Raw genomic sequence first — 18,263 nt, forward strand, 5'->3', positions numbered from 1 at the left:
AAGGTGGACTTGCCAATGCCCGGATCACCGCCGATCAGCACTACCCCACCCGCTACGAAGCCCCCGCCGAGCACGCGGTCGAACTCGCCGACGCCCGTCGAGAAACGCGGAACGTCGGCCGCTTCGATGTCGGCGAGCCGCTGCACGGGTGCACTCTTCGCCAGCGACTGAAAGCGATGCGCGCCGCCACTCGGGGCGATTGTTTCGACTAGCGTATTCCAGGCGTTGCACGAGGGACACTGCCCTTGCCACTTCGGCGTTTGACCGCCGCATTCCGTACAGGTGTATGTCGTCTTCTGTTTTGCCACGCGCGGTCCTTAGCCGTTCCTTGTTATCGATGAACGACCGTTCATTCGGCCAGCACCGGCACGCGCTGCGCGATCGCGCACGTCAGCTCGTAGCCGATCGTGCCGCAGGCGCGCGCCACGTCGTCGACCGGCAATTGCGGCCCCCAGAGCTCGACGCGCGACCCGACGTTCGCGGCCGGGCATGGTGTCAGATCGACCGTGAGCATATCCATCGACACACGTCCGATCAGACGCGTCCGCACCCCATCGACGATGATCGGCGTCCCCTCGGGCGCGCAGCGCAGATAACCGTCCGCATAGCCACAGGCCACCACGCCGACACGCATCGGCCCAGGCGCCGTAAAGACCGATCCGTAACCAACGGTCTGTCCCTTTGCAAGCGTTTGGACGCCGATGAGTTCGGACGCGAGGGTCATGGCGGGCTGCAGGCCGACGCCGTCGATGTCGGCCGTGACCCCAGTGGGCGAAGCGCCATACAGCATGATCCCCGGGCGGACCCAATCGAAATGCGCACGCGGATGCCACAGCGTGGCCGCCGAATTGGACAGGCTGCGCGCACCGGCGATGCCCTCCGCGCCGCGTTCGAACGCGTCGATCTGATGTTCGACGCCACGCGCGCCATCGGCGTCCGAAAAATGGGTCATGAGCACGATCTGCCCGACGCCTGGGCACGCGCGGGCGCGTTCCCAGGCCGGCCGGAACTTCTCGGGCGTGTAGCCGAGCCGGTTCATGCCGCTGTTCATCTTCAGCTGAATGTTGACGGGCTTGGACAGCCGCGCCATTTCGAGCATCCGCAGTTGTTCGTCGCTATGCACGGTGGTGGTCAGACTGTAGCGATCGATGACGTCGATATCGGTCGGACGGAAAAATCCTTCCAGCAGCAAAATAGGCCCGGCCCAGCCCAGTTCGCGCAACTTGACGGCTTCTTCGAGGTCGAGCAGGCCGAAGCCGTCTGTCGCCCGCAAGCCGGGGAATGCCCGGGCGAGCCCGTGGCCGTATGCGTTGGCCTTGACGACGGCCCACACTTTGGCGTTCGGGGCGTGGCGGCGCGCCACGGCGAGATTATTGGCCAGAGCGGCGGTGTGAATGGTGGCGAGAAGCGGGCGCGGCATGACGTTTTCGTATGAGGCACAGGGCCATATCGGGATGGGATGGCGCATGATCCGACGCATGGCGGGTAGCCGTGCGCCGCTCGGCCGGCGCGCCGGCCGTCCGAAGCCACCTATTTTCGTGATATAAAGCCGTGCGCACAACCCATTTCGAACGGCCTAAGTCCTAACGCGTCACTCGCGCCCGGGGAGGACGCGCCGCAAAGGACCGCAACGCATCAGATGAAAAAAGGTTTTTACTCCATCATGGCCGCGCAGTTTTTCTCGTCGCTGGCCGATAGCGCCCTTCTGATTGCCGCCATTGCACTGCTCAAAGATCTCCATGCTCCGGCCTGGATGACTCCGCTGCTCAAGCTGTTCTTCGTCCTGTCGTATGTCGTGCTGGCCGCGTTCGTCGGCGCGTTCGCGGATTCCCGGCCCAAGGGGCGCGTCATGTTCGCCACGAATACGATCAAGATCGTCGGCTGCTTCTTCATGATGGTCGGGGCGCATCCGCTGGCGGCGTATGGGATCGTCGGCTTCGGCGCCGCCGCCTACTCGCCCGCGAAATACGGCATCTTGACGGAGCTGCTGCCGCCCGAACGGCTCGTCGCGGCCAACGGCTGGATCGAAGGCACGACCGTCGCCTCCATCATCCTGGGCACGGTGCTGGGCGGCGCGCTGATCAGCCCTCATATCGCCGCTCATATCCTGAAGCATCACGTGCCCTTGGTCAGCACCCCGGCTGAAGCCGCGATGCTCGTCATCATGGGCATCTATGTCGCCGCTGCCCTGTTCAATCTGAGTATTCCGGACACCGGTGCGCGCTATCCGAAACAGCAGCATGGGCCGATCAAGCTCATCACCGATTTCGCCGATTGCTTCCTGACCTTGTGGCACGACAAGCTCGGCCAGATCTCGCTCGCCGTCACCACGTTGTTCTGGGGTGCCGGCGCCACGTTGCAGTTCATCGTCCTGAAATGGGCCGAGGTCTCGCTCGGCATGTCGTTATCCGAAGGCGCGATCCTGCAAGCGATCGTCGCCTTCGGCGTGGCAGGCGGGGCGATGTTCGCGGCGGCACGCGTGCCGCTGAAAAAATCGCTTTCGGTTCTGCCGGTCGGCATCATGATGGGCATCGCCGTCATGCTGATGGCGTTCTATTCGCGCCAGCTCGTGCCGGTCAACTGGGGCTTTTACTTCGGCCGCGTGCACGTGCCCGGCTATCTCATCATCGCTTACGTGTTTCTCATGATCGTCGGCGCCCTGTCGGGCTTCTTCGTCGTGCCGATGAACGCGCTGTTGCAGCATCGCGGCCATGTGTTGCTCTCGGCGGGCCATTCGATCGCCGTGCAGAACTTCAACGAAAACCTGTCGGTACTCATCATGCTGTGCCTGTATGCCGTACTGGTCTGGCTCGATGTGCCCGTTTCCGTCGTCATCGTGCTATTCGGCACCTTCGTGTGCCTGATGATGTGGGTTGTCATGCGCCGTCACCAGGCCAATCAACGCGCGTTCGATTCCGTCGCGTTGATCGGCGAACCCAAACACTGATCCGGACGGCCGCCCGCGCGGCCGCTCGCTATGCCCAGCCCCCTGCCCAACGTCCTGACGATCGCCGGTTCCGACTCCAGCGGCGGCGCCGGCATCCAGGCCGATCTGAAGACGTTTTCGGCGCTCGGCGTCTATGGCGCCAGCGTCGTCACGGCGCTCACGGCACAGAACACGCACGGAGTGCGCGCCGTGCATGCGCCCGACAGCGCGTTCGTCACCGCCCAGCTCGACGCCGTATTCGAGGACATCCGTATCGATGCGGTGAAGATCGGCATGCTGGCCAACGCGGACATCGTGCGCGCGGTGGCGGCGGCGCTGCGCCGCTATCAACCGGCGCGCATCGTGCTCGATACCGTCATGTTGTCCAAGAACGGCCATGCGCTGCTGTCACCCGATGCCGTTGCGGCCCTGCGGGACGAACTGCTGCCGTTGGCCGGGCTCGTCACGCCGAATCTCGATGAAGCCGCCGCCCTCGTCGGCGCCGACGCGCGGGCCTTCGACGAAGCCGGCATGCGGCAACAAGGGGAAGCGTTGCGCGCGCTCGGTGCGCGTGCCGTGCTGATGAAAGGCGGGCATCTGGGCGGCGCCGAGAGCCCCGATTGGCTCATCGACGAAACCGGAGCCTACCGCCTCGGCGGGGCGCGCATCGACGTCAAACAGACACACGGCACGGGCTGTACCCTGTCGGCCGCCATCGCTGCGCTCATGACTCAACGGCCCGATTGGCTCGGCGCCGTCACGGATGCGAAAGCGTATCTGGCCGGCGCGTTACGCGAGAGCACGCGTCTTGAAGTCGGCACAGGCATCGGCCCGCTCCACCATTTTTATCGGTGGTGGTAGCGATTGCCCGCCCGCGCCGGCTGGCATGCACGCTCATGCGATGCTTAACGCATACGCCCTGGCCTGCTCCGGCCATTCGTCGGGTACGACGAATCCACGCTCGGTCTCGCACCAACGCCCGGGGGCCAACGGGTCGCGCTCGAACGCGGCGATCATGACCGGGCCCGTAGGCTGCGCGAGCCGTTCGCTCAATGCCTCGGCTGTCATCAAGCCGGCTGCCGCGGCATCCTGATCCGCGACGCTCGGGCGCAGCGCAAGCCAAGCGAGGCGCGGCAACACGGCCCAGCGAGCGTCGTCGCGGCGCGCGTGCGAAGCGGCCCAGTCCCCGCGCGTTACCCAGAAACCGCGGTGATGCAACGGGTCGACCGGCAAGGGAACGGGCGGCGTTTCGCCCCACCGATAGAAGAGCCAACCCTTGACGAACATCTGCGGCTGCCACGGGCCCCGATGCCCCAGGGCCGCGAACTCCTCGCGCGCCGATAACGGCAATTGATGCCCGAGCAAATGCGCGAGCTTCAGATCGAACCGGTCTTGCAGATTGGGGCCCACATAATCGGCCAGTTCGGCACGATCGCCGCCCGCATGCAAATAGCATTTGACGGCCAGCTCCCAATGCAGCCGACGGCCGCTTGCGGTCTCGACCAGAAAATCGCATTCGCCGATCGTCCGCCCGGCGAGCCGAAGGGCGACATTCGCCGCAACGAGCCGGCAAGCCGGCCCATGCTGCAGAAAAAAGCCCAGCAGACACTCGGCGTAGCGGCCAAGCCGCGTGATGCGCGTCGCGGCGATCGCCTGATGTAATGCGGCCGGATCGCGATCGAGTTCGCGCAGCCAGACGAGCGTCGCCGCCTCTTCCTGGGCCGTCTCGAAAGCAGGGGCAAGCGGGCCGGCCGGCGGCTGCGCACGGAGCAACGGTACGCTGAACAGCAGCCACGCCAAGTCACGCACGATCGGATCGGACAATGCGCCTTGCAGCGCAGCGAGCGCGGCGGCTGGATCGGCGGCCGGCTCGAGCGCGCTCATCGCGGCGCCTGCTCCGCGGCCAGCACTTGCCGGTAGGTGTCGTGGGCGAGGCATAGATCGGCCCATGCCTTCGCCTTGTCCGGCAAGCTGCGCAGCAGGTACGCGGGATGGTAGGTGACGACGACGGGCACATCCTCGTAGCGATGCACGCGGCCGCGCAGCGACGAAATGCTGACGTCGGTCTTGAGCAGATTTTGCGCGGCCACGCGTCCCAGTGCGACGATGAGCTTAGGCTTGAGCAGCGCCACCTGACGCTGCAGATAGGGCTCGCAACGGGCCACTTCGTCGGGCTCGGGATTGCGGTTGCCCGGCGGCCGGCATTTGACGACGTTCGCGATATAGACGTTGTCGCCGCGCGAGAGCGAAAGCGCCCGCAGCATGCTGTCGAGCAGTTTGCCCGCCTGTCCGACGAACGGTTCGCCCTGCTTGTCCTCGTTTTCGCCGGGCGCCTCGCCGATCAGCATCCAATCGGCCGCGCGATCGCCGACACCGAATACGGTGTTCGTCCGCTTTTCGCAGAGCCGGCAGCGCTCGCATGCCGACACGCGGGCCTCGAGTGCATCCCAGTCGAGCAACGAAACGCCATCCGCATGACGCGCTTCGCCAGCGGCAACGGCATCGGCATCGGCATCGGCGAGATTGGGCATGGCTGGCGGTACAGGCTCGAAATCGTCCCAGGCCGGCTCGTCGCCGAAGGGCTCCGCTGACACGTGCCCGCCTTGCTCGCCCTTCGACGCGGCAGGCCGCTCACGAACAGCATTGAGCAAGGTGGCTTCCCGCCCGGCGGTTGGCGGCGCAGCTGTGGGCCGCGGCGTCTCGGCCGGTTCCGGCGTGACGGGCTCCTCAACGACGGGACTGTGGCCGCTCGACGCCTCGCGCCGCACCCACAGCGTCCCGAGACCCAACGTCTCGAGCGCGGCTTCATCGAGCGCCATCAATCGCCCTCCTTCGAAAACGTATAGCGCATGACCAGCGCGTCTTCGCGGCCGTGACGCCGCGCGGGATAGTAGTTCTTGCGCCGGCCGATCGTCGCGAACCCAAAACGCTCGTACAACCGCAGCGCGCGCAGGTTGGAAGGCCGCACCTCGAGCAACAGAGCGAGCAGATGCTTGCCGCGCGTGACGCGCACCGCCTCGCGCAATAACGCGAGACCGGCCCCCGTCCCCTGTACGTGCGGGGCAACGCACAGATTCAGCAGATGCATTTCGTCGACGACGGGCATCAGCACGCAGTAGCCGACGAGCACCCCGGAAACGTGCCGCATGCAAATCCCGAAATAACCGTTGCGCAACGAATCTTCGAAATTGCCGCGCGACCAGGGAAACTCATACGCCTCCTGCTCGACGGCGGCCACCTCGTCCAGATCGGCTTCCGTCATCGGCGAGAGGTAGCGGTCGGCCAGCAACACCCCGCTCATCGCGCCTCCTGCCCGCCGCGCGCCGCACGCTCGGCAAGGCGCTCGGCCGTCGTTTGCGCGACTTTGTCGCGCACGTACTCGGGCGCGGCGTGATCGGCGGCGACGGTTCGCCCCGCTCGATACGCGCGCAACGCCGCGAATGCCAGGGGTTGCGCGTGCGGCAACGCCGCGCGATCGACGACGCTCGCGCGCTCGGCAACGGCAAGGCGCGCGCCGAACGCGTCAGCGGCATTGCCGGCAAGTGCGAACGGCGCTTCGGGAGCCGCCAGCGCTTCGGGGGCGCCGAGCGACGGCGGCGTGACCGTTTGCCAATCTCCGGCAGCGGCATCCCAGGCGTAGTCGGCCCAGTACACTTCGTCCATGCGCGCGTCGAGCACGGCCAACACCCGCGTAATGGACGGATCGCGCAAGCGCGCACTTTCGGCGCAGATCAGCAGCGTGCCGATCGGGACGACGGGAACATCGAGCCCGAACGCGAGCCCTTGTGCGACGCCGGTGGCCGTGCGCAATCCCGTGAACGAGCCGGGGCCCGAGCCGAAAGCCACGGCATCGCATGCTCCGAGCGCGAGCCCGGCTTCGTCGAACAATTCGCGCACGGCCGGCAGCACGCGCGTGCTGGACACGGCGCCCGTCGCTTCATGCCGCGTCCAAATGCGCGCGGGCGCGGGTTGCGAGGCAGCCGAAGGCGCCTCCGAGGAAATCAGCGCGACCGAGCAATATTCGGTCGACGTATCGAGAGCAAGCAGCACGGTTGATGTCATGGGCGCTATTGTAATGCGGCTCGCAGCGCGCCCCGCCGCCTGTATGTGGCCGCCCGCGTTTGGAAGCATCGCTCGACCTTTCGGGCGCGAACGCTTGCTATGATCGGCGGCCTTATCGCTTTTGCATGGGAGAGAAGATCGTGAGCAATGTCGATGCACAGTTCGAGCAAGCGCAGGTGGACGTCAAGGGCCTGTCCGAGAAACCGGGCAATATGACGCTGCTGCGTCTGTATGCGCTCTTCAAGCAAGCCACCGAAGGCGACGTGCACGGCGATAAGCCCGGCTTCGCCGATATCGTCGGCAAATACAAGTACGACGCCTGGGCCTCGCTCAAGGGCACGGCGCAGGATGTGGCGAAGCAGCACTATATCGAGCTCGTCGAATCGCTGAAGAACGGCACGGCCAGCTGAGCCTTTCCTGACCTGCCGCGACCGGCTGCGAACGATCCGCAGCCGCGGGTCCAGCGGGTCCAGCGGGTCCAGCGGGTCCAGCGGGTCAGCGGGTCAGCGGGTCAGCGGGTCAGCGGGTCAGCGGGTCAGCGGGTCAGCGGGTCAGCGGGCCCAGCGGGCCCAGCGGGTCCAGCAGGTCCAGCAGGTCCTGCGAGTCAGCGGGTCCAGCGGTGTCAGCGAGTCAGCGAGTCAGCGAGTCAGCGGGTCCAGCGGGTCCAGCGGTGCCAGCGGTGCCAGCGGTGCCAGCGGTGCCAGCGGTGCCAGCGGGTCGGCACCGGCTGCGTTCGGTGCCGACCCGCTCGGCTGCGCTCGCCCCATTTCGCATTGCCACGCCGGCAACGCTGGCGCAACGCAGCAAAAACCCTTATACTGCGGCCTACGCTTCTCGCGCCGGCCTACATTGGTGTGTGCAGCGTGTCGTAGCGTTTTGCTCCAATCCAGTTTAGAACCTGTCCCCTTCCGCCTAGGCCTTCACCGGCCGTCTCATACCAGGCTGACGGCGATGCCATAACGGCGTCCCCGTACCCGATACAGCTTCTAACGAAAAGCTCGCACCGTTTAGCGAGCTGCCCCCGTTTTTCGATTTGCTCGCGTGCTCCGTTGCATGCTGAATCCGACGACTTGGGTAATGCCGATTGGCGCCGACGCCTTGTTTGCCGTCTTCTTAGGATTCTCATGACTTCGAGCTTCGATTCCAGCCCGCTGAACGCCATTGCCGATCGCGCCCTCGGCCAGCCCGATGCTGCGCCCGCCGATACGGCGCCTGCAGCCGCGGCTGCCCTTGATGCCGCCACCGATGCACCGTCGGGCCCCACTTTCGCCTCGCTCGGCCTGTCGCCCGAAATCGTTTCGGCGCTGACGGCTGCGGGCTACGCCGCACCCACCCCCGTGCAACAGCGCGCCATTCCCGCAGGCATCGCCGGGCGCGATCTGCTCGTCTCGAGCCCGACGGGCTCGGGCAAGACGGCAGCTTTCATGCTGCCGGCCATCGAGCGCTTCGCGCAGATGCAAAAGGCGCAAGTGGCACAGCCGCGCGAACCGCGCGAAGCCGGTGGCGATCGCCGTCCGCGCCGCGGCCCGCCGGTCGCCCGCCCTGGCCTGCTCGTGCTGACGCCCACGCGCGAGCTGGCCATGCAGGTGACTACCGCCGCGTCGAATTACGGCAAGCATCTGCGCCGGCTGCGCACGGTCAGCATCCTTGGCGGCGTCGCGTACGGCCAGCAATTGATGCTGCTCGCGAAGAACCCTGAAATCCTCGTGGCGACGCCTGGCCGTCTGCTCGACCACCTGGAGCGCGGCCGTATCGATCTGTCGCAGTTGCAGATGCTGGTGCTCGACGAAGCCGACCGCATGCTCGACATGGGCTTCATCGACGACATCGAAACGATCGTCGCCGCCACGCCGGCCACGCGCCAGACGATGCTCTTCTCGGCCACGCTCGACGGCAAGATCGGCTCGCTGACGAGTCGCCTGCTGAAGGATCCCGAGCGCATTGAAATCGCGCGTCAGGTCGAATCGAGCTCGAATATCGCGCAAACGGTCCATTACGTCGACGACCGCGATCACAAGGATCGCCTGCTGGATCACCTGTTGCGCGACGATGCGCTCGATCAAGCCATCATCTTCACGGCAACGAAGAGCGAAGCGGATCAACTGGCCGGCCGCCTCGCCGATGCCGGCTTCTCCTCGGCCGCCCTGCACGGCGATCTGCCGCAAGGTGCGCGCAATCGCACGATCCGCGCACTGCGCGAGCGTCGTGTGCGCGTGCTCGTGGCGACGGACGTCGCCGCACGCGGGATCGACATCCCCGGCATCACGCACGTCTTCAACTACGATCTGCCGAAGTTCGCCGAAGACTACGTGCACCGCATCGGCCGGACGGGCCGCGCGGGTCGCTCGGGCACCGCTGTGAGCCTCGTGCACCACGCCGAGCAAGGCGCGCTCAAGCGCATCGAGCGTTTCGTGCGCGCGCCGCTGCCCGTCAACGTGATCGAAGGCTTCGAGCCGCGCAAGGCGCCGCCGGCGCGCACGGGCAACGGCCGTGGCCGTCCGGGCGGTGGCAACGGTGGCCGGCGCTTCGGTTCGAACAGCAACGGCGCTTCGCGTGGCAATGGCGACAGCCGCAGCGGTAACGGCTTCGGTGGCGGCGGCAACGGTTTCGGCGCCCGCGGCAGCTCGAACGGCTCACGTAGCGGCTACGGCTCGCGCGACGGCTATGCCGCACGCGACGGTCAAGGCCGCCGCAGCGATGGCCAACGCGGCGCGCGTCGCAGCAACGGCTAAGTCATAGATAGGACGCATCGCTGCGTCGAAGCTAAAAACCGGTGCATGCACCGGTTTTTTTTCGCCCGAAGCCAACGAGTGTGTGCCCCACACCCCATTTTCACAATGCGAAAAGATCTTTTGAGTCGTAAAAATCTGTGTTGCGTGGCACAACAACGGGCATTGCGACATGAAAAACGACGTTTCTTATTGCGAAATATAATGAGCAACATATTGATTTATAACGATTAAATACATCTTAAAAACGTTCGAATCCGCCTATTCCCAGTGCTTCGAATTGCCTAGACTCTTATATAAGAGTTCGCGACCCAGCCGGCCGCGACAAGCGAGATCCCCGTTCTCTCTCTTTCAGGCAACAAGGAGCGCACCATGTCACGCCAACAACAAGCACAGCAACTTCAGCAGCAATGGGAAACCGATCCCCGCTGGAAAAACATCAAGCGCGGCTATACGGCCGAAGACGTCGTCCGCCTGCGCGGCTCGATCCAGCCGGAGCACACGCTCGCGAAGCGCGGTGCCGAGAAGCTGTGGGATCTCGTCAATAACGAGCCGTTCGTCAACGCGTTGGGCGCATTGACGGGCAATCAGGCGATGCAGCAAGTGAAGGCCGGCCTCAAGGCGATCTACTTGTCTGGCTGGCAAGTCGCGGGCGATGCAAACGTGGCCGGCGAAATGTACCCGGACCAATCGCTCTATCCGGCCAACTCCGTGCCGCTCGTCGTGAAGCGGATCAACAACACGCTCACGCGCGCCGATCAGATCCAGTGGTCGGAAGGCAAGAACCCCGGCGATGAAGGCTACGTCGACTTCTTCGCCCCGATCGTGGCCGATGCCGAAGCCGGCTTCGGGGGCGTGCTCAATGCGTTCGAACTGATGAAGGCCATGATCGAAGCGGGCGCGTCGGGCGTTCACTTCGAAGACCAACTGGCTTCCGTCAAGAAGTGCGGCCACATGGGCGGCAAGGTGCTCGTGCCGACGCGCGAGAACGTGGCGAAGCTGACAGCGGCGCGTCTCGCAGCCGACGTGTGCGGCGTCCCGACCGTTCTGGTGGCCCGCACGGATGCCGAGGCAGCCGATCTGATCACGTCCGACGTCGATGACAACGACCGTCCGTTCCTGACGGGCGAGCGCACCGTGGAAGGCTTCTTCCGCACGAAGCCCGGCCTCGAACAAGCCATCTCGCGCGGTCTCGCCTATGCGCCGTACGCCGACATGATCTGGTGCGAAACGGGCAAGCCCGACCTCGAGTATGCGAAGAAGTTCGCCGAGGCCATCCACAAACAATTCCCGGGCAAGCTGCTGTCGTACAACTGCTCGCCGTCGTTCAACTGGAAGAAAAACCTCGACGACGCGACGATCGCGAAGTTCCAGAAGGAATTGGGTGCGATGGGCTACAAGTTCCAGTTCATCACGCTGGCGGGCTTCCATGCGCTCAACTACTCGATGTTCAACCTCGCGCACGGCTATGCCCGCTCACAGATGAGCGCGTTCGTCGAACTGCAGCAGGCCGAGTTCGCCGCTGCCGAGAAGGGCTTCACGGCCGTCAAGCATCAGCGCGAAGTGGGCACGGGCTATTTCGATGCCGTCACGCAGACAGTCGAACGCGAAGCCTCGACGACGGCCCTGCACGGCTCCACCGAAGACGAACAGTTCTTCGATACGAAGAAGGTGGCATAAACGACAGGACTCGCGAGGGGACCAGAAGGGACGCGAGCCCCGCATGCGATGAGCATGCGGGGCTCAGCGTTTGAGCCGGTGCGAGGAGCGGAGCAACCGCCACAACAGCAGGCTAGCTGAGCAACGCCTTCAGCGATAGACGATCACCGGAATCTTCGTATGCGTGAGGACACGCTGAGTCTCGCTGCCGATCAACAAGCTGCCGAGCCCTCTGCGCCCATGCGAGGCCATGAAGATGACGTCGCACCCGCCCTGCTCCGCGGCTTCGATGATGCCCAGGTAGGGGGACGGATGGACGCTGGTCTGGCTCGCGCATGCCACGCCGACGCGACGGGCGGCCGCTTCGATTTCATCCAGATGATCGCGGGCCTCGCGCTCGCTGCGTGCCTGAAAGTCGTCCGGCTGCTCGATGATGACGTCCGAGAACGGCGAGTATGGGTACTGCGGCAAGCAGGCGTAGGCCGTAATGCGGGCACCGACCGTCCGCGCGAGATCGATCGCACCGTCGATCGCCTTTTGCGACAGTTCCGAACCGTCGGTCGGGACCAGGATGTGCTTGAACATGACGCCTCCGTCGTCGACGAATCCTGCACGAACGCACGTCATGCGCGGCGGGCGGGCTGCATCGCGCACCACGGTGTGGGCAGGCTCAAGTCGATTGTAGTGCCGCGCTCGCTGCGCGGCGGCCGCGCCTCGGGTGAGCCCGGATATCGAAAACCCGCGCGCTTGCGCATTTCGCCGCTCATCGCCCGTCAGGGCCCCTATTGCCAGTAGCCGGGACGCTCATAGGTATGCTTCAGGAAATCGAGAAAGAGCCGCACGCGCAACGGCAAATGCCGGCGTTGCGGAAACACGGCATGAATGCCGATCGGCGGCGCGGCGAACTCATCCAGGACCGTCACGAGCCGGCCCGCTGCGATGTCCTCCCCCGCCTCCCACGACGAACGCCATGCGAGACCGTGCCCCGCCAGGCACCACTCGTGCAGGACTGCCCCATCCGAGCATTCGAGCGTACCCGATACCTTGATCGACACCACCTTGCCGTCTTGCTGAAACATCCAGCCGCGTTGCTGATTGACGCCTGCCGCCAGTGCCAGGCAGTTGTGATGCGCGAGATCGGCCAGTGTCTGCGGCGTACCGTGCTGTGCGAGATAGCCCGGCGCCGCCACGCAGACGCGGCGGTTTTCGGCGAGCCGCAGCGAGACGAGCGAGGAATCGGGCAGTTCGCCGAAGCGGACCGCGCAGTCGAACCCTTCGTTGACGAGATCGACCATGCGGTCGGACAAATCCAGTGCGATCGACACCTCGGGATGGGCCGACGCGAAGGCCGGGATCAACGGCGCAACGTGCTTGCGCCCGAAGCCGGCCGGTGCGGACAGGCGCACATGGCCGCTCGCCTTCACGCCGCCTTCCGATACGCTCGCTTCCGCATTTTGCATGTCGTTCACGATCCGCTGGCAGTCCTCCAGGAACGCCGAGCCCTCGAACGTCAACGTGAGCTTGCGCGTCGTGCGCACGAGCAGCTTCACGCCCAGACGCTCTTCCAGCGCGTCGAGCCGGCGCCCGATCACGGCGGGGGCGACCCCTTCGGCTTGCGCCGCCGCCGACAGGCTGCCCTTCGCGGCAACGGCCACGAACGTTTCGATTTGTTTGAAGCGGGACATGAACCGGTCTTCCGAAAACGATCGACCGGCAGATTATGTATCAAAAAGTCAAAGATAAAGTGACGCCACCCGTCTTTTTCGATCCAGCCAGTCACAAATAGAATACGTTCCGGACCTTTAGTGCAGGAGCCGCTGGCCATGACATCGTCGCCATTTTTTCCGAAAGCCGTGCTGTTCGACGCGTACGGGACGCTGTTCGACGTCCATTCGGTCGTGGCCGCGGCCGAGCAGCTGTTCCCGGGACAAGGCGACGCGCTTTCTCAGCTCTGGCGCCTGAAGCAAATCGAATATTCGCAGCTACGCACGCTCGCCGATCCGAACGGCTCGCACTACAAGCCGTTCTGGGACGTGACGCTCGATGCGTTGCGCCATGCCGCGCGCCGTCTGCGCTTACCGCTCGACGCCGCCGGCGAGAAGCGTCTGATGGACCAATATGCGTGCCTGTCGGCGTTTCCCGATACGGCACCCGCGTTGCGGGCGCTCCGCGAATACGGAGCCGCGCCGGACGGCCGCCCGCTACGCCTGGGCATTCTCTCGAACGGCAACCCGGAGATGCTCGACATCGCGGTCAAGAGCGCCGGCATCGCCGACGTGTTCGATCACGTGCTGTCTGTCCATACCGCACACGCCTACAAACCTGCGCCGGCGGCCTATGCGCTGGGCACACGCGCCTTCGATGCGAGCGCCCGCGAGATCGTCTTCGTGTCGTCGAACGGTTGGGACGTGGCGGGCGCCGGCTGGTTCGGCTACACGACGTTCTGGATCAACCGAGCCGGCGCGCCGCTCGAAGAACTGGAATCGAAACCGCGCGGCATCGGCACGGGTATGTCCGACCTCGTCGAGTTTGTGAAGACACTCGCGCTGATTGAAAACGATTCAAGGGACTAAGGGATTAAGCGACCGTACGCGCGCACCACAGCCCGGTTGCGCGAGCACGTCGCCGTATTGTTGCCATCTGACCGACCAAAGGAGACTTTCCATGGCGAACACGTTGTCGTTGCCCCAAGGCATGCAAATCACCGGCGCCATCGAGCCCGGTTTCGAGACGATTCTGACGCCCGAAGCGCTGGCACTCGTCGCCGATCTGCATCGTACGTTCGAGGCGCGCCGCCGCGCGTTGCTGCAAGCGCGCGCCGAACGCACGCAGCGGCTCGATGCCGGCGAACGGCCTGATTTCCTCGCGCAAACGAAGGCCGTGCGCGAAGGCGATTGGAAGATCGCGCCGCTGCCGAAGGACCTGGAATGCCGCCGCGTCGAAATCACGGGCCCCGTCGAGCGCAAGATGATCATCAACGCACTGAACTCGGGGGCGGATTCGTACATGACCGACTTCGAGGATTCGAACACGCCCAACTGGTACAACCAGATCACGGGCCAGCTGAATCTGAAGGACGCGGTGCGCCGCACGATCTCGCTCGAACAGAACGGCAAAACTTACAAGCTGAACGAGAAGGTGGCCACGCTCCTGGTGCGCCCGCGCGGCTGGCACCTCGAGGAAAAGCACGTGACGGTGGACGGCCAGCGCGTGTCGGGCGGTATCTTCGATTTCGCCCTGTTCCTGTTCCATAACGCGAAGGAGTTGATCGCACGCGGCAGCGGGCCCTACTTCTATCTGCCGAAGATGGAGAGCCACCTCGAAGCGCGCCTGTGGAACGACATCTTCGTCGCAGCGCAGGAAGCCATCGGCGTGCCGCGCGGAACGATTCGCGCCACGGTGCTGATCGAGACGATTCTCGCGGCCTTCGAGATGGACGAAATTCTGTACGAACTGCGCGAACACAGCGCGGGCCTGAACGCCGGGCGTTGGGACTACATCTTCTCCGCGATCAAGAAGTTCAAGAACGACGCCGACTTCTGCCTGGCCGATCGCGCGCAGATCACGATGACGGTCCCGTTCATGCGCGCCTATGCGCTGCAATTGCTCAAGACGTGTCACAAGCGCAATGCGCCTGCGATCGGCGGGATGAGCGCGCTGATTCCGATCAAGAGCGATGCGGCCGCAAACGAAAAAGCGATGGGCGGGGTGCGTTCGGACAAGAAGCGCGATGCGACGGACGGTTACGACGGCGGCTGGGTGGCGCACCCGGGCCTGGTGCCGGTGGCGATGGAGGAGTTCGTTGCCGTGCTCGGCGGCCAACCCAATCAGATCGCCAAGCAACGCGACGACGTGCAGGTCACGGCCAAGGATCTGCTCGACTTCCGCCCGGAGGCCCCGATCACCGAGGCGGGCTTGCGCAACAACATCAACGTCGGAATCCACTACCTCGGTTCGTGGCTCGCCGGTAACGGCTGCGTGCCGATCCACAATCTGATGGAAGATGCGGCCACGGCCGAGATTTCGCGCTCGCAAGTGTGGCAATGGATCCGCTCGCCGAAGGGCAAGCTCGAGGACGGCCGCAAGGTGACAGCCGATCTCGTGCGCGCGCTGATCGCGCAAGAACTGCCGAAGATCAAGGAAGCGGTGGGAGGCGAGACGCAATCGTACGATCGCGCGGGCACGATCTTCGAGCAGATGTCGACGTCGGAAACGTTCACCGACTTCCTGACCTTGCCGCTTTACGAGGAAGTCTAAGCGGATCGATGAGGCAAAGCGGGAGATAAAAGCGGCGGCGCCCTGGCGCCCCGCTCGACGGGCCTGGCCGCGCATACTCTGCCGCGGCCCGGCCCGTTTGCCTTGTGGCGCTCGTTGTGGCGCTCGATTACCTGCCGTACTTCAACGTGGCGACCGAATCTCGCGCGAGGCGATAACTGATCCAATCGCCGGCCTGGATGCGGGTACGCCCGCCCACCGACACTTCGTCAACCGGATAGAAAAAACACGGCAGCTCACGGCCCATCACGGCCACGGTCATTTCACGCGATTTAAACGTGCTGTCGACCCCCGATTCCACGCCCTCGATTTTATCGAGCACCGGCACCAATGCCTCGTCGATTTCATAGACATCGCCTCGCACCAGACCCGCCGCATCGTCCCGCACGAGCCCCGGATAGTCGCCGAGATCGTACAACCGCCCCGCAACCGCTGCGTGACCGACCAACCGAGGCGCGCTGATCCCATGGCGCGCGGCCGCCAGCCCAATGTCGTTGATTTCGCCTGCCCGCAGCGTGCCGTACACGAATACGTATCGCATTTGCCCTCGTCCTTTATTGTGTGTGGGTTTGCACGTCGCCGGTTGCATGGTTCGATTCAACATTTGGACTTCGCCGGCGAACGCTCAGCGCCGAGCATGATGCGGGCAACGACATCGCATCATTTGACCGCTCGGCCATCGCATTATGCAGCCGAATAAAACGGACGCACATACAATGCTTTTAGCCGCAACGTCCGACGCGCATCGCCTTTCATTTCGCCAACATCCGATCTCTTGAACTCGAACGACCCCGCCGCTCCCGTCGCCGCCGCGCGCGTGCTGCTACTCGACATTCCGCCTGAGGTCGCCCCCACGCACGAGCGTCCGATTCGCGTCCGGGCTCGGCCCATGCCGGCCGGCGAACGAATCGCCTGGCACATGCATCCCTGGGCGCAGCTAGCCTACGCCTCGCGCGGCGTCATGCGCGTGGCCGTCGAAGGCTGCACGTGGATGGTTCCGCCGTCACGGGCCATCTGGGTGCCGCCGCGCGTGCCGCATGAGGTCGTCGTCATTGAAGCGGCGTATCAACGCACGCTCTACATCGACGATTCCGTCGTGCCCCCCGGGCTTGACGCCTGCCGCGTTGTCGATGTCTCCGGGTTGCTGCGCGAGGCGATCGCCGCACTCGATGCCGATGGACTGGACGCGGCGCGCGAACGCCTGCTCGGCACCCTCGCGCTGGATGAGATCATGCGCTCGGAACCGTTGCCACTGTCGGTTCCGATGCCGAAAGAAAAGCGCCTGCGCGCCTTATGCGAGGCGCTGCTGGCCGATCCCGGCAACACCGATCCGCTCGAGTATTGGGCGGCGACCGTCGGCGCGAGTACGCGTACGATCGCGCGGCTGTTTCGTCAGGAACTCGGGATGAGTTTTTCGCAGTGGCGCCAGCAGGCGGTGCTGGCCCGCGCGATTCCGTTGTTGAACCGGGGCCGGGCGCTGTCGCAAATCGCGCATGAACTCGGCTATCAGAGCCAAAGCGCGTTTTCCGCGATGTTCCGGCGAGCGTTCGGCGAGAGCCCCCGTGCCTTCATGATGCGCGACGGCGGGCAAGTACCCGAGCGGGCCGGCACGGAGGACGACTTCGACGGCATGCTGGCCTCGCCCGAACACACGTGATCGGCTGGCTTGGCGGCTCGTCGGCACGCACCGACGACGCGCGTCAACGCGTCGTCAAACAGGCCGCACCATGTGGCGGATAGCGCCCAATTGAGCGAGCCGCGGCCCGGCCAATCGGTAACCCATGCGCAGGTATAAACGCGCGGCGGGATTATCGACGAAGACTCGCAATTGGAGTTCGCGTAGCCCGCGTTCGCGCGCCCAGTCATGGGAAGTCTCGAGCAGGAATGTGCCCGCCCCTTGTCCGCGATGACCGGCGGCAATCTGGACGTCGCGGATATGGAGGGAATTCCCCTCCTCGGTCAGCCGCAAGACGCCGATCGGCTCATCGTCGATTTCGAGGATGAAGTTCTCGGACTCCTGCCAGCTCGCGAGAAACAAATCGGCCCGCCAAGCCAATCGATGCCGCTCGTAGTAGCGGCCCATGTTGTTACGTGTCAGTGCCTCGGCAAAGGCGAAATCGCCCATCGACGCCCTGCGAAGGTGAAACGGCGATGGCGCATGATGCAATGGCGCGTCGGTCGGATCGAACATCGTAGCCGGAACGAAAGAACTCGCGACCACAGTAAGGCAGCACGGCGCGACTTGCAATGGCGGATTGTCCGGTGCCGAACGAAGGCCACGCCCGCTTGCTCGACACGATCATGGGCTGGGGTGTGGCAAGTACCGGCTTTGCATGGGACCGCAGTAAGCGCTTGGCATGGGTCGGGAGTGGATACCCAAGCACCCGCTCCAAACGACCGCTGCAGCATGCATTCCGGATCGTAAGAAAAAAGCCCGTTCGAACATCGTTCGGACGGGCTTTTTAATTTGGCGGAGTGGACGGGGCTCGAACCCGCGACCCCCGGCGTGACAGGCCGGTATTCTAACCAACTGAACTACCACTCCAATCTTGCATCTTGGCTTGCGGACGTTGGTTATTTCCGCAAACCGCAGCGCCGTCAGCTTGACGCCA

Annotated in this window: 17 protein-coding genes, 1 tRNA gene and 1 pseudogene; 8 read left to right on the forward strand and 11 right to left on the reverse strand. The window is 64.7% G+C overall.

What is annotated here, in order from left to right; translation table 11 throughout:
• Window positions 1-308: pseudogene (locus ACTHL0_RS05400) on the reverse strand (DNA repair protein RadA); the annotation flags it as partial.
• Window positions 309-349: 41 nt separating this feature from the next.
• Window positions 350-1,420, reverse strand: coding sequence for an alanine racemase (gene alr / locus ACTHL0_RS05405; protein WP_440565565.1), 1,071 nt, complete (start codon window positions 1,418-1,420; stop codon window positions 350-352).
• Window positions 1,421-1,639: 219 nt separating this feature from the next.
• Here alr and lplT point away from each other — a divergent pair, with 219 nt between their 5' ends.
• Together lplT and thiD are read left to right on the forward strand one after the other, a co-directional pair.
• Window positions 1,640-2,947, forward strand: coding sequence for a lysophospholipid transporter LplT (gene lplT / locus ACTHL0_RS05410; protein ID WP_440565566.1), 1,308 nt, complete (start codon window positions 1,640-1,642; stop codon window positions 2,945-2,947).
• 30 nt (window positions 2,948-2,977) lie between these two features.
• Window positions 2,978-3,787, forward strand: coding sequence for a bifunctional hydroxymethylpyrimidine kinase/phosphomethylpyrimidine kinase (gene thiD, locus ACTHL0_RS05415; RefSeq protein ID WP_440565567.1), 810 nt, complete (start codon window positions 2,978-2,980; stop codon window positions 3,785-3,787).
• A 33-nt stretch (window positions 3,788-3,820) separates the two neighbouring features.
• Here the strand turns inward: thiD and ACTHL0_RS05420 are convergent, their stop codons facing one another.
• The 4 genes from ACTHL0_RS05420 to tsaB are packed head-to-tail and all read right to left on the reverse strand — an operon-like array spanning window position 3,821 to window position 6,988.
• Entirely contained in the window at window positions 3,821-4,810 is a 990-nt protein-coding gene (locus ACTHL0_RS05420) for a DUF1853 family protein (protein ID WP_440565568.1), read from the reverse strand.
• Window positions 4,807-5,745, reverse strand: a complete 939-nt coding sequence (locus ACTHL0_RS05425; protein ID WP_440565569.1) for a uracil-DNA glycosylase — start codon at window positions 5,743-5,745, stop codon at window positions 4,807-4,809. The genes ACTHL0_RS05420 and ACTHL0_RS05425 overlap by 4 nt, the downstream gene beginning before the upstream one ends.
• Window positions 5,745-6,227, reverse strand: coding sequence for a ribosomal protein S18-alanine N-acetyltransferase (gene rimI, locus ACTHL0_RS05430; RefSeq protein WP_440565570.1), 483 nt, complete (start codon window positions 6,225-6,227; stop codon window positions 5,745-5,747). Before rimI ends, ACTHL0_RS05425 begins: the two co-directional genes overlap by 1 nt.
• Window positions 6,224-6,988, reverse strand: a complete 765-nt coding sequence (gene tsaB, locus ACTHL0_RS05435; RefSeq protein ID WP_440565571.1) for a tRNA (adenosine(37)-N6)-threonylcarbamoyltransferase complex dimerization subunit type 1 TsaB — start codon at window positions 6,986-6,988, stop codon at window positions 6,224-6,226. The genes rimI and tsaB overlap by 4 nt, the downstream gene beginning before the upstream one ends.
• Before the next feature lie 125 nt (window positions 6,989-7,113).
• Between tsaB and ACTHL0_RS05440 the strand changes: the two genes are divergently transcribed.
• The 3 genes from ACTHL0_RS05440 (at window position 7,114) to aceA (ending at window position 11,397) form a co-directional block, all read left to right on the forward strand.
• Complete coding sequence (locus ACTHL0_RS05440; protein ID WP_440565572.1) at window positions 7,114-7,398, forward strand: acyl-CoA-binding protein; 285 nt, start codon at window positions 7,114-7,116, stop codon at window positions 7,396-7,398.
• A gap of 714 nt (window positions 7,399-8,112) precedes the next feature.
• Window positions 8,113-9,720 (forward strand): DEAD/DEAH box helicase, encoded by a 1,608-nt coding sequence (locus tag ACTHL0_RS05445; protein ID WP_440565573.1) that lies wholly within the window; start codon window positions 8,113-8,115, stop codon window positions 9,718-9,720.
• 369 nt (window positions 9,721-10,089) lie between these two features.
• A complete protein-coding gene (gene aceA, locus ACTHL0_RS05450) occupies window positions 10,090-11,397 on the forward strand; it encodes an isocitrate lyase (RefSeq protein ID WP_440565574.1) in 1,308 nt (435 codons plus the stop codon).
• 129 nt (window positions 11,398-11,526) lie between these two features.
• On the opposite strand, the gene ACTHL0_RS05455 is transcribed toward aceA, so the two are convergent.
• A complete protein-coding gene (locus ACTHL0_RS05455) occupies window positions 11,527-11,961 on the reverse strand; it encodes a universal stress protein (protein ID WP_440565575.1) in 435 nt (144 codons plus the stop codon).
• A gap of 197 nt (window positions 11,962-12,158) precedes the next feature.
• Window positions 12,159-13,061, reverse strand: a complete 903-nt coding sequence (locus tag ACTHL0_RS05460) for a LysR family transcriptional regulator (protein ID WP_440565576.1) — start codon at window positions 13,059-13,061, stop codon at window positions 12,159-12,161.
• 138 nt (window positions 13,062-13,199) lie between these two features.
• On the opposite strand from ACTHL0_RS05460, the gene ACTHL0_RS05465 reads away from it, so the two are divergent.
• Both ACTHL0_RS05465 and aceB read left to right on the forward strand, forming a co-directional pair.
• Window positions 13,200-13,949: a haloacid dehalogenase type II gene (locus ACTHL0_RS05465; protein WP_440565577.1), complete on the forward strand. Its 750-nt coding sequence runs from the start codon at window positions 13,200-13,202 to the stop codon at window positions 13,947-13,949.
• Between the two features lie 91 nt (window positions 13,950-14,040).
• Window positions 14,041-15,633 (forward strand): malate synthase A, encoded by a 1,593-nt coding sequence (aceB, locus tag ACTHL0_RS05470; RefSeq protein WP_440565578.1) that lies wholly within the window; start codon window positions 14,041-14,043, stop codon window positions 15,631-15,633.
• A gap of 127 nt (window positions 15,634-15,760) precedes the next feature.
• Here the strand turns inward: aceB and ACTHL0_RS05475 are convergent, their stop codons facing one another.
• Window positions 15,761-16,192, reverse strand: coding sequence for a gamma-glutamylcyclotransferase family protein (locus ACTHL0_RS05475; protein ID WP_440565579.1), 432 nt, complete (start codon window positions 16,190-16,192; stop codon window positions 15,761-15,763).
• Window positions 16,193-16,405: 213 nt separating this feature from the next.
• Between ACTHL0_RS05475 and ACTHL0_RS05480 the strand changes: the two genes are divergently transcribed.
• Complete coding sequence (locus ACTHL0_RS05480) at window positions 16,406-17,308, forward strand: AraC family transcriptional regulator (protein ID WP_440565581.1); 903 nt, start codon at window positions 16,406-16,408, stop codon at window positions 17,306-17,308.
• 54 nt (window positions 17,309-17,362) lie between these two features.
• On the opposite strand, the gene ACTHL0_RS05485 is transcribed toward ACTHL0_RS05480, so the two are convergent.
• Together ACTHL0_RS05485 and ACTHL0_RS05490 are read right to left on the reverse strand one after the other, a co-directional pair.
• Window positions 17,363-17,842, reverse strand: a complete 480-nt coding sequence (locus ACTHL0_RS05485; RefSeq protein WP_440565580.1) for a GNAT family N-acetyltransferase — start codon at window positions 17,840-17,842, stop codon at window positions 17,363-17,365.
• 277 nt (window positions 17,843-18,119) lie between these two features.
• Window positions 18,120-18,196, reverse strand: a tRNA-Asp gene (locus ACTHL0_RS05490).
• Window positions 18,197-18,263 lie beyond the last annotated feature (67 nt).

The organism is Trinickia sp. (assembly GCF_051961175.1).
GTDB lineage: Bacteria > Pseudomonadota > Gammaproteobacteria > Burkholderiales > Burkholderiaceae > Trinickia.

What these genes read in the sequence shown, in the direction of transcription:
- ACTHL0_RS05475 (WP_440565579.1), bottom strand. Translation starts at nt 16,192, where the DNA reads ATGCGATACGTATTCGTGTACGGCACGCTGCGGGCAGGCGAAATCAAC.
- rimI (WP_440565570.1), bottom strand. Translation starts at nt 6,227, where the DNA reads ATGAGCGGGGTGTTGCTGGCCGACCGCTACCTCTCGCCGATGACGGAA.
- tsaB (WP_440565571.1), bottom strand. Translation starts at nt 6,988, where the DNA reads ATGACATCAACCGTGCTGCTTGCTCTCGATACGTCGACCGAATATTGC.
- thiD (WP_440565567.1), top strand. Translation starts at nt 2,978, where the DNA reads ATGCCCAGCCCCCTGCCCAACGTCCTGACGATCGCCGGTTCCGACTCC.
- ACTHL0_RS05420 (WP_440565568.1), bottom strand. Translation starts at nt 4,810, where the DNA reads ATGAGCGCGCTCGAGCCGGCCGCCGATCCAGCCGCCGCGCTCGCTGCG.
- lplT (WP_440565566.1), top strand. Translation starts at nt 1,640, where the DNA reads ATGAAAAAAGGTTTTTACTCCATCATGGCCGCGCAGTTTTTCTCGTCG.
- ACTHL0_RS05465 (WP_440565577.1), top strand. Translation starts at nt 13,200, where the DNA reads ATGACATCGTCGCCATTTTTTCCGAAAGCCGTGCTGTTCGACGCGTAC.
- ACTHL0_RS05440 (WP_440565572.1), top strand. Translation starts at nt 7,114, where the DNA reads ATGGGAGAGAAGATCGTGAGCAATGTCGATGCACAGTTCGAGCAAGCG.
- aceB (WP_440565578.1), top strand. Translation starts at nt 14,041, where the DNA reads ATGGCGAACACGTTGTCGTTGCCCCAAGGCATGCAAATCACCGGCGCC.
- ACTHL0_RS05460 (WP_440565576.1), bottom strand. Translation starts at nt 13,061, where the DNA reads ATGTCCCGCTTCAAACAAATCGAAACGTTCGTGGCCGTTGCCGCGAAG.
- alr (WP_440565565.1), bottom strand. Translation starts at nt 1,420, where the DNA reads ATGCCGCGCCCGCTTCTCGCCACCATTCACACCGCCGCTCTGGCCAAT.
- ACTHL0_RS05455 (WP_440565575.1), bottom strand. Translation starts at nt 11,961, where the DNA reads ATGTTCAAGCACATCCTGGTCCCGACCGACGGTTCGGAACTGTCGCAA.
- ACTHL0_RS05445 (WP_440565573.1), top strand. Translation starts at nt 8,113, where the DNA reads ATGACTTCGAGCTTCGATTCCAGCCCGCTGAACGCCATTGCCGATCGC.
- ACTHL0_RS05425 (WP_440565569.1), bottom strand. Translation starts at nt 5,745, where the DNA reads ATGGCGCTCGATGAAGCCGCGCTCGAGACGTTGGGTCTCGGGACGCTG.
- aceA (WP_440565574.1), top strand. Translation starts at nt 10,090, where the DNA reads ATGTCACGCCAACAACAAGCACAGCAACTTCAGCAGCAATGGGAAACC.
- ACTHL0_RS05485 (WP_440565580.1), bottom strand. Translation starts at nt 17,842, where the DNA reads ATGTTCGATCCGACCGACGCGCCATTGCATCATGCGCCATCGCCGTTT.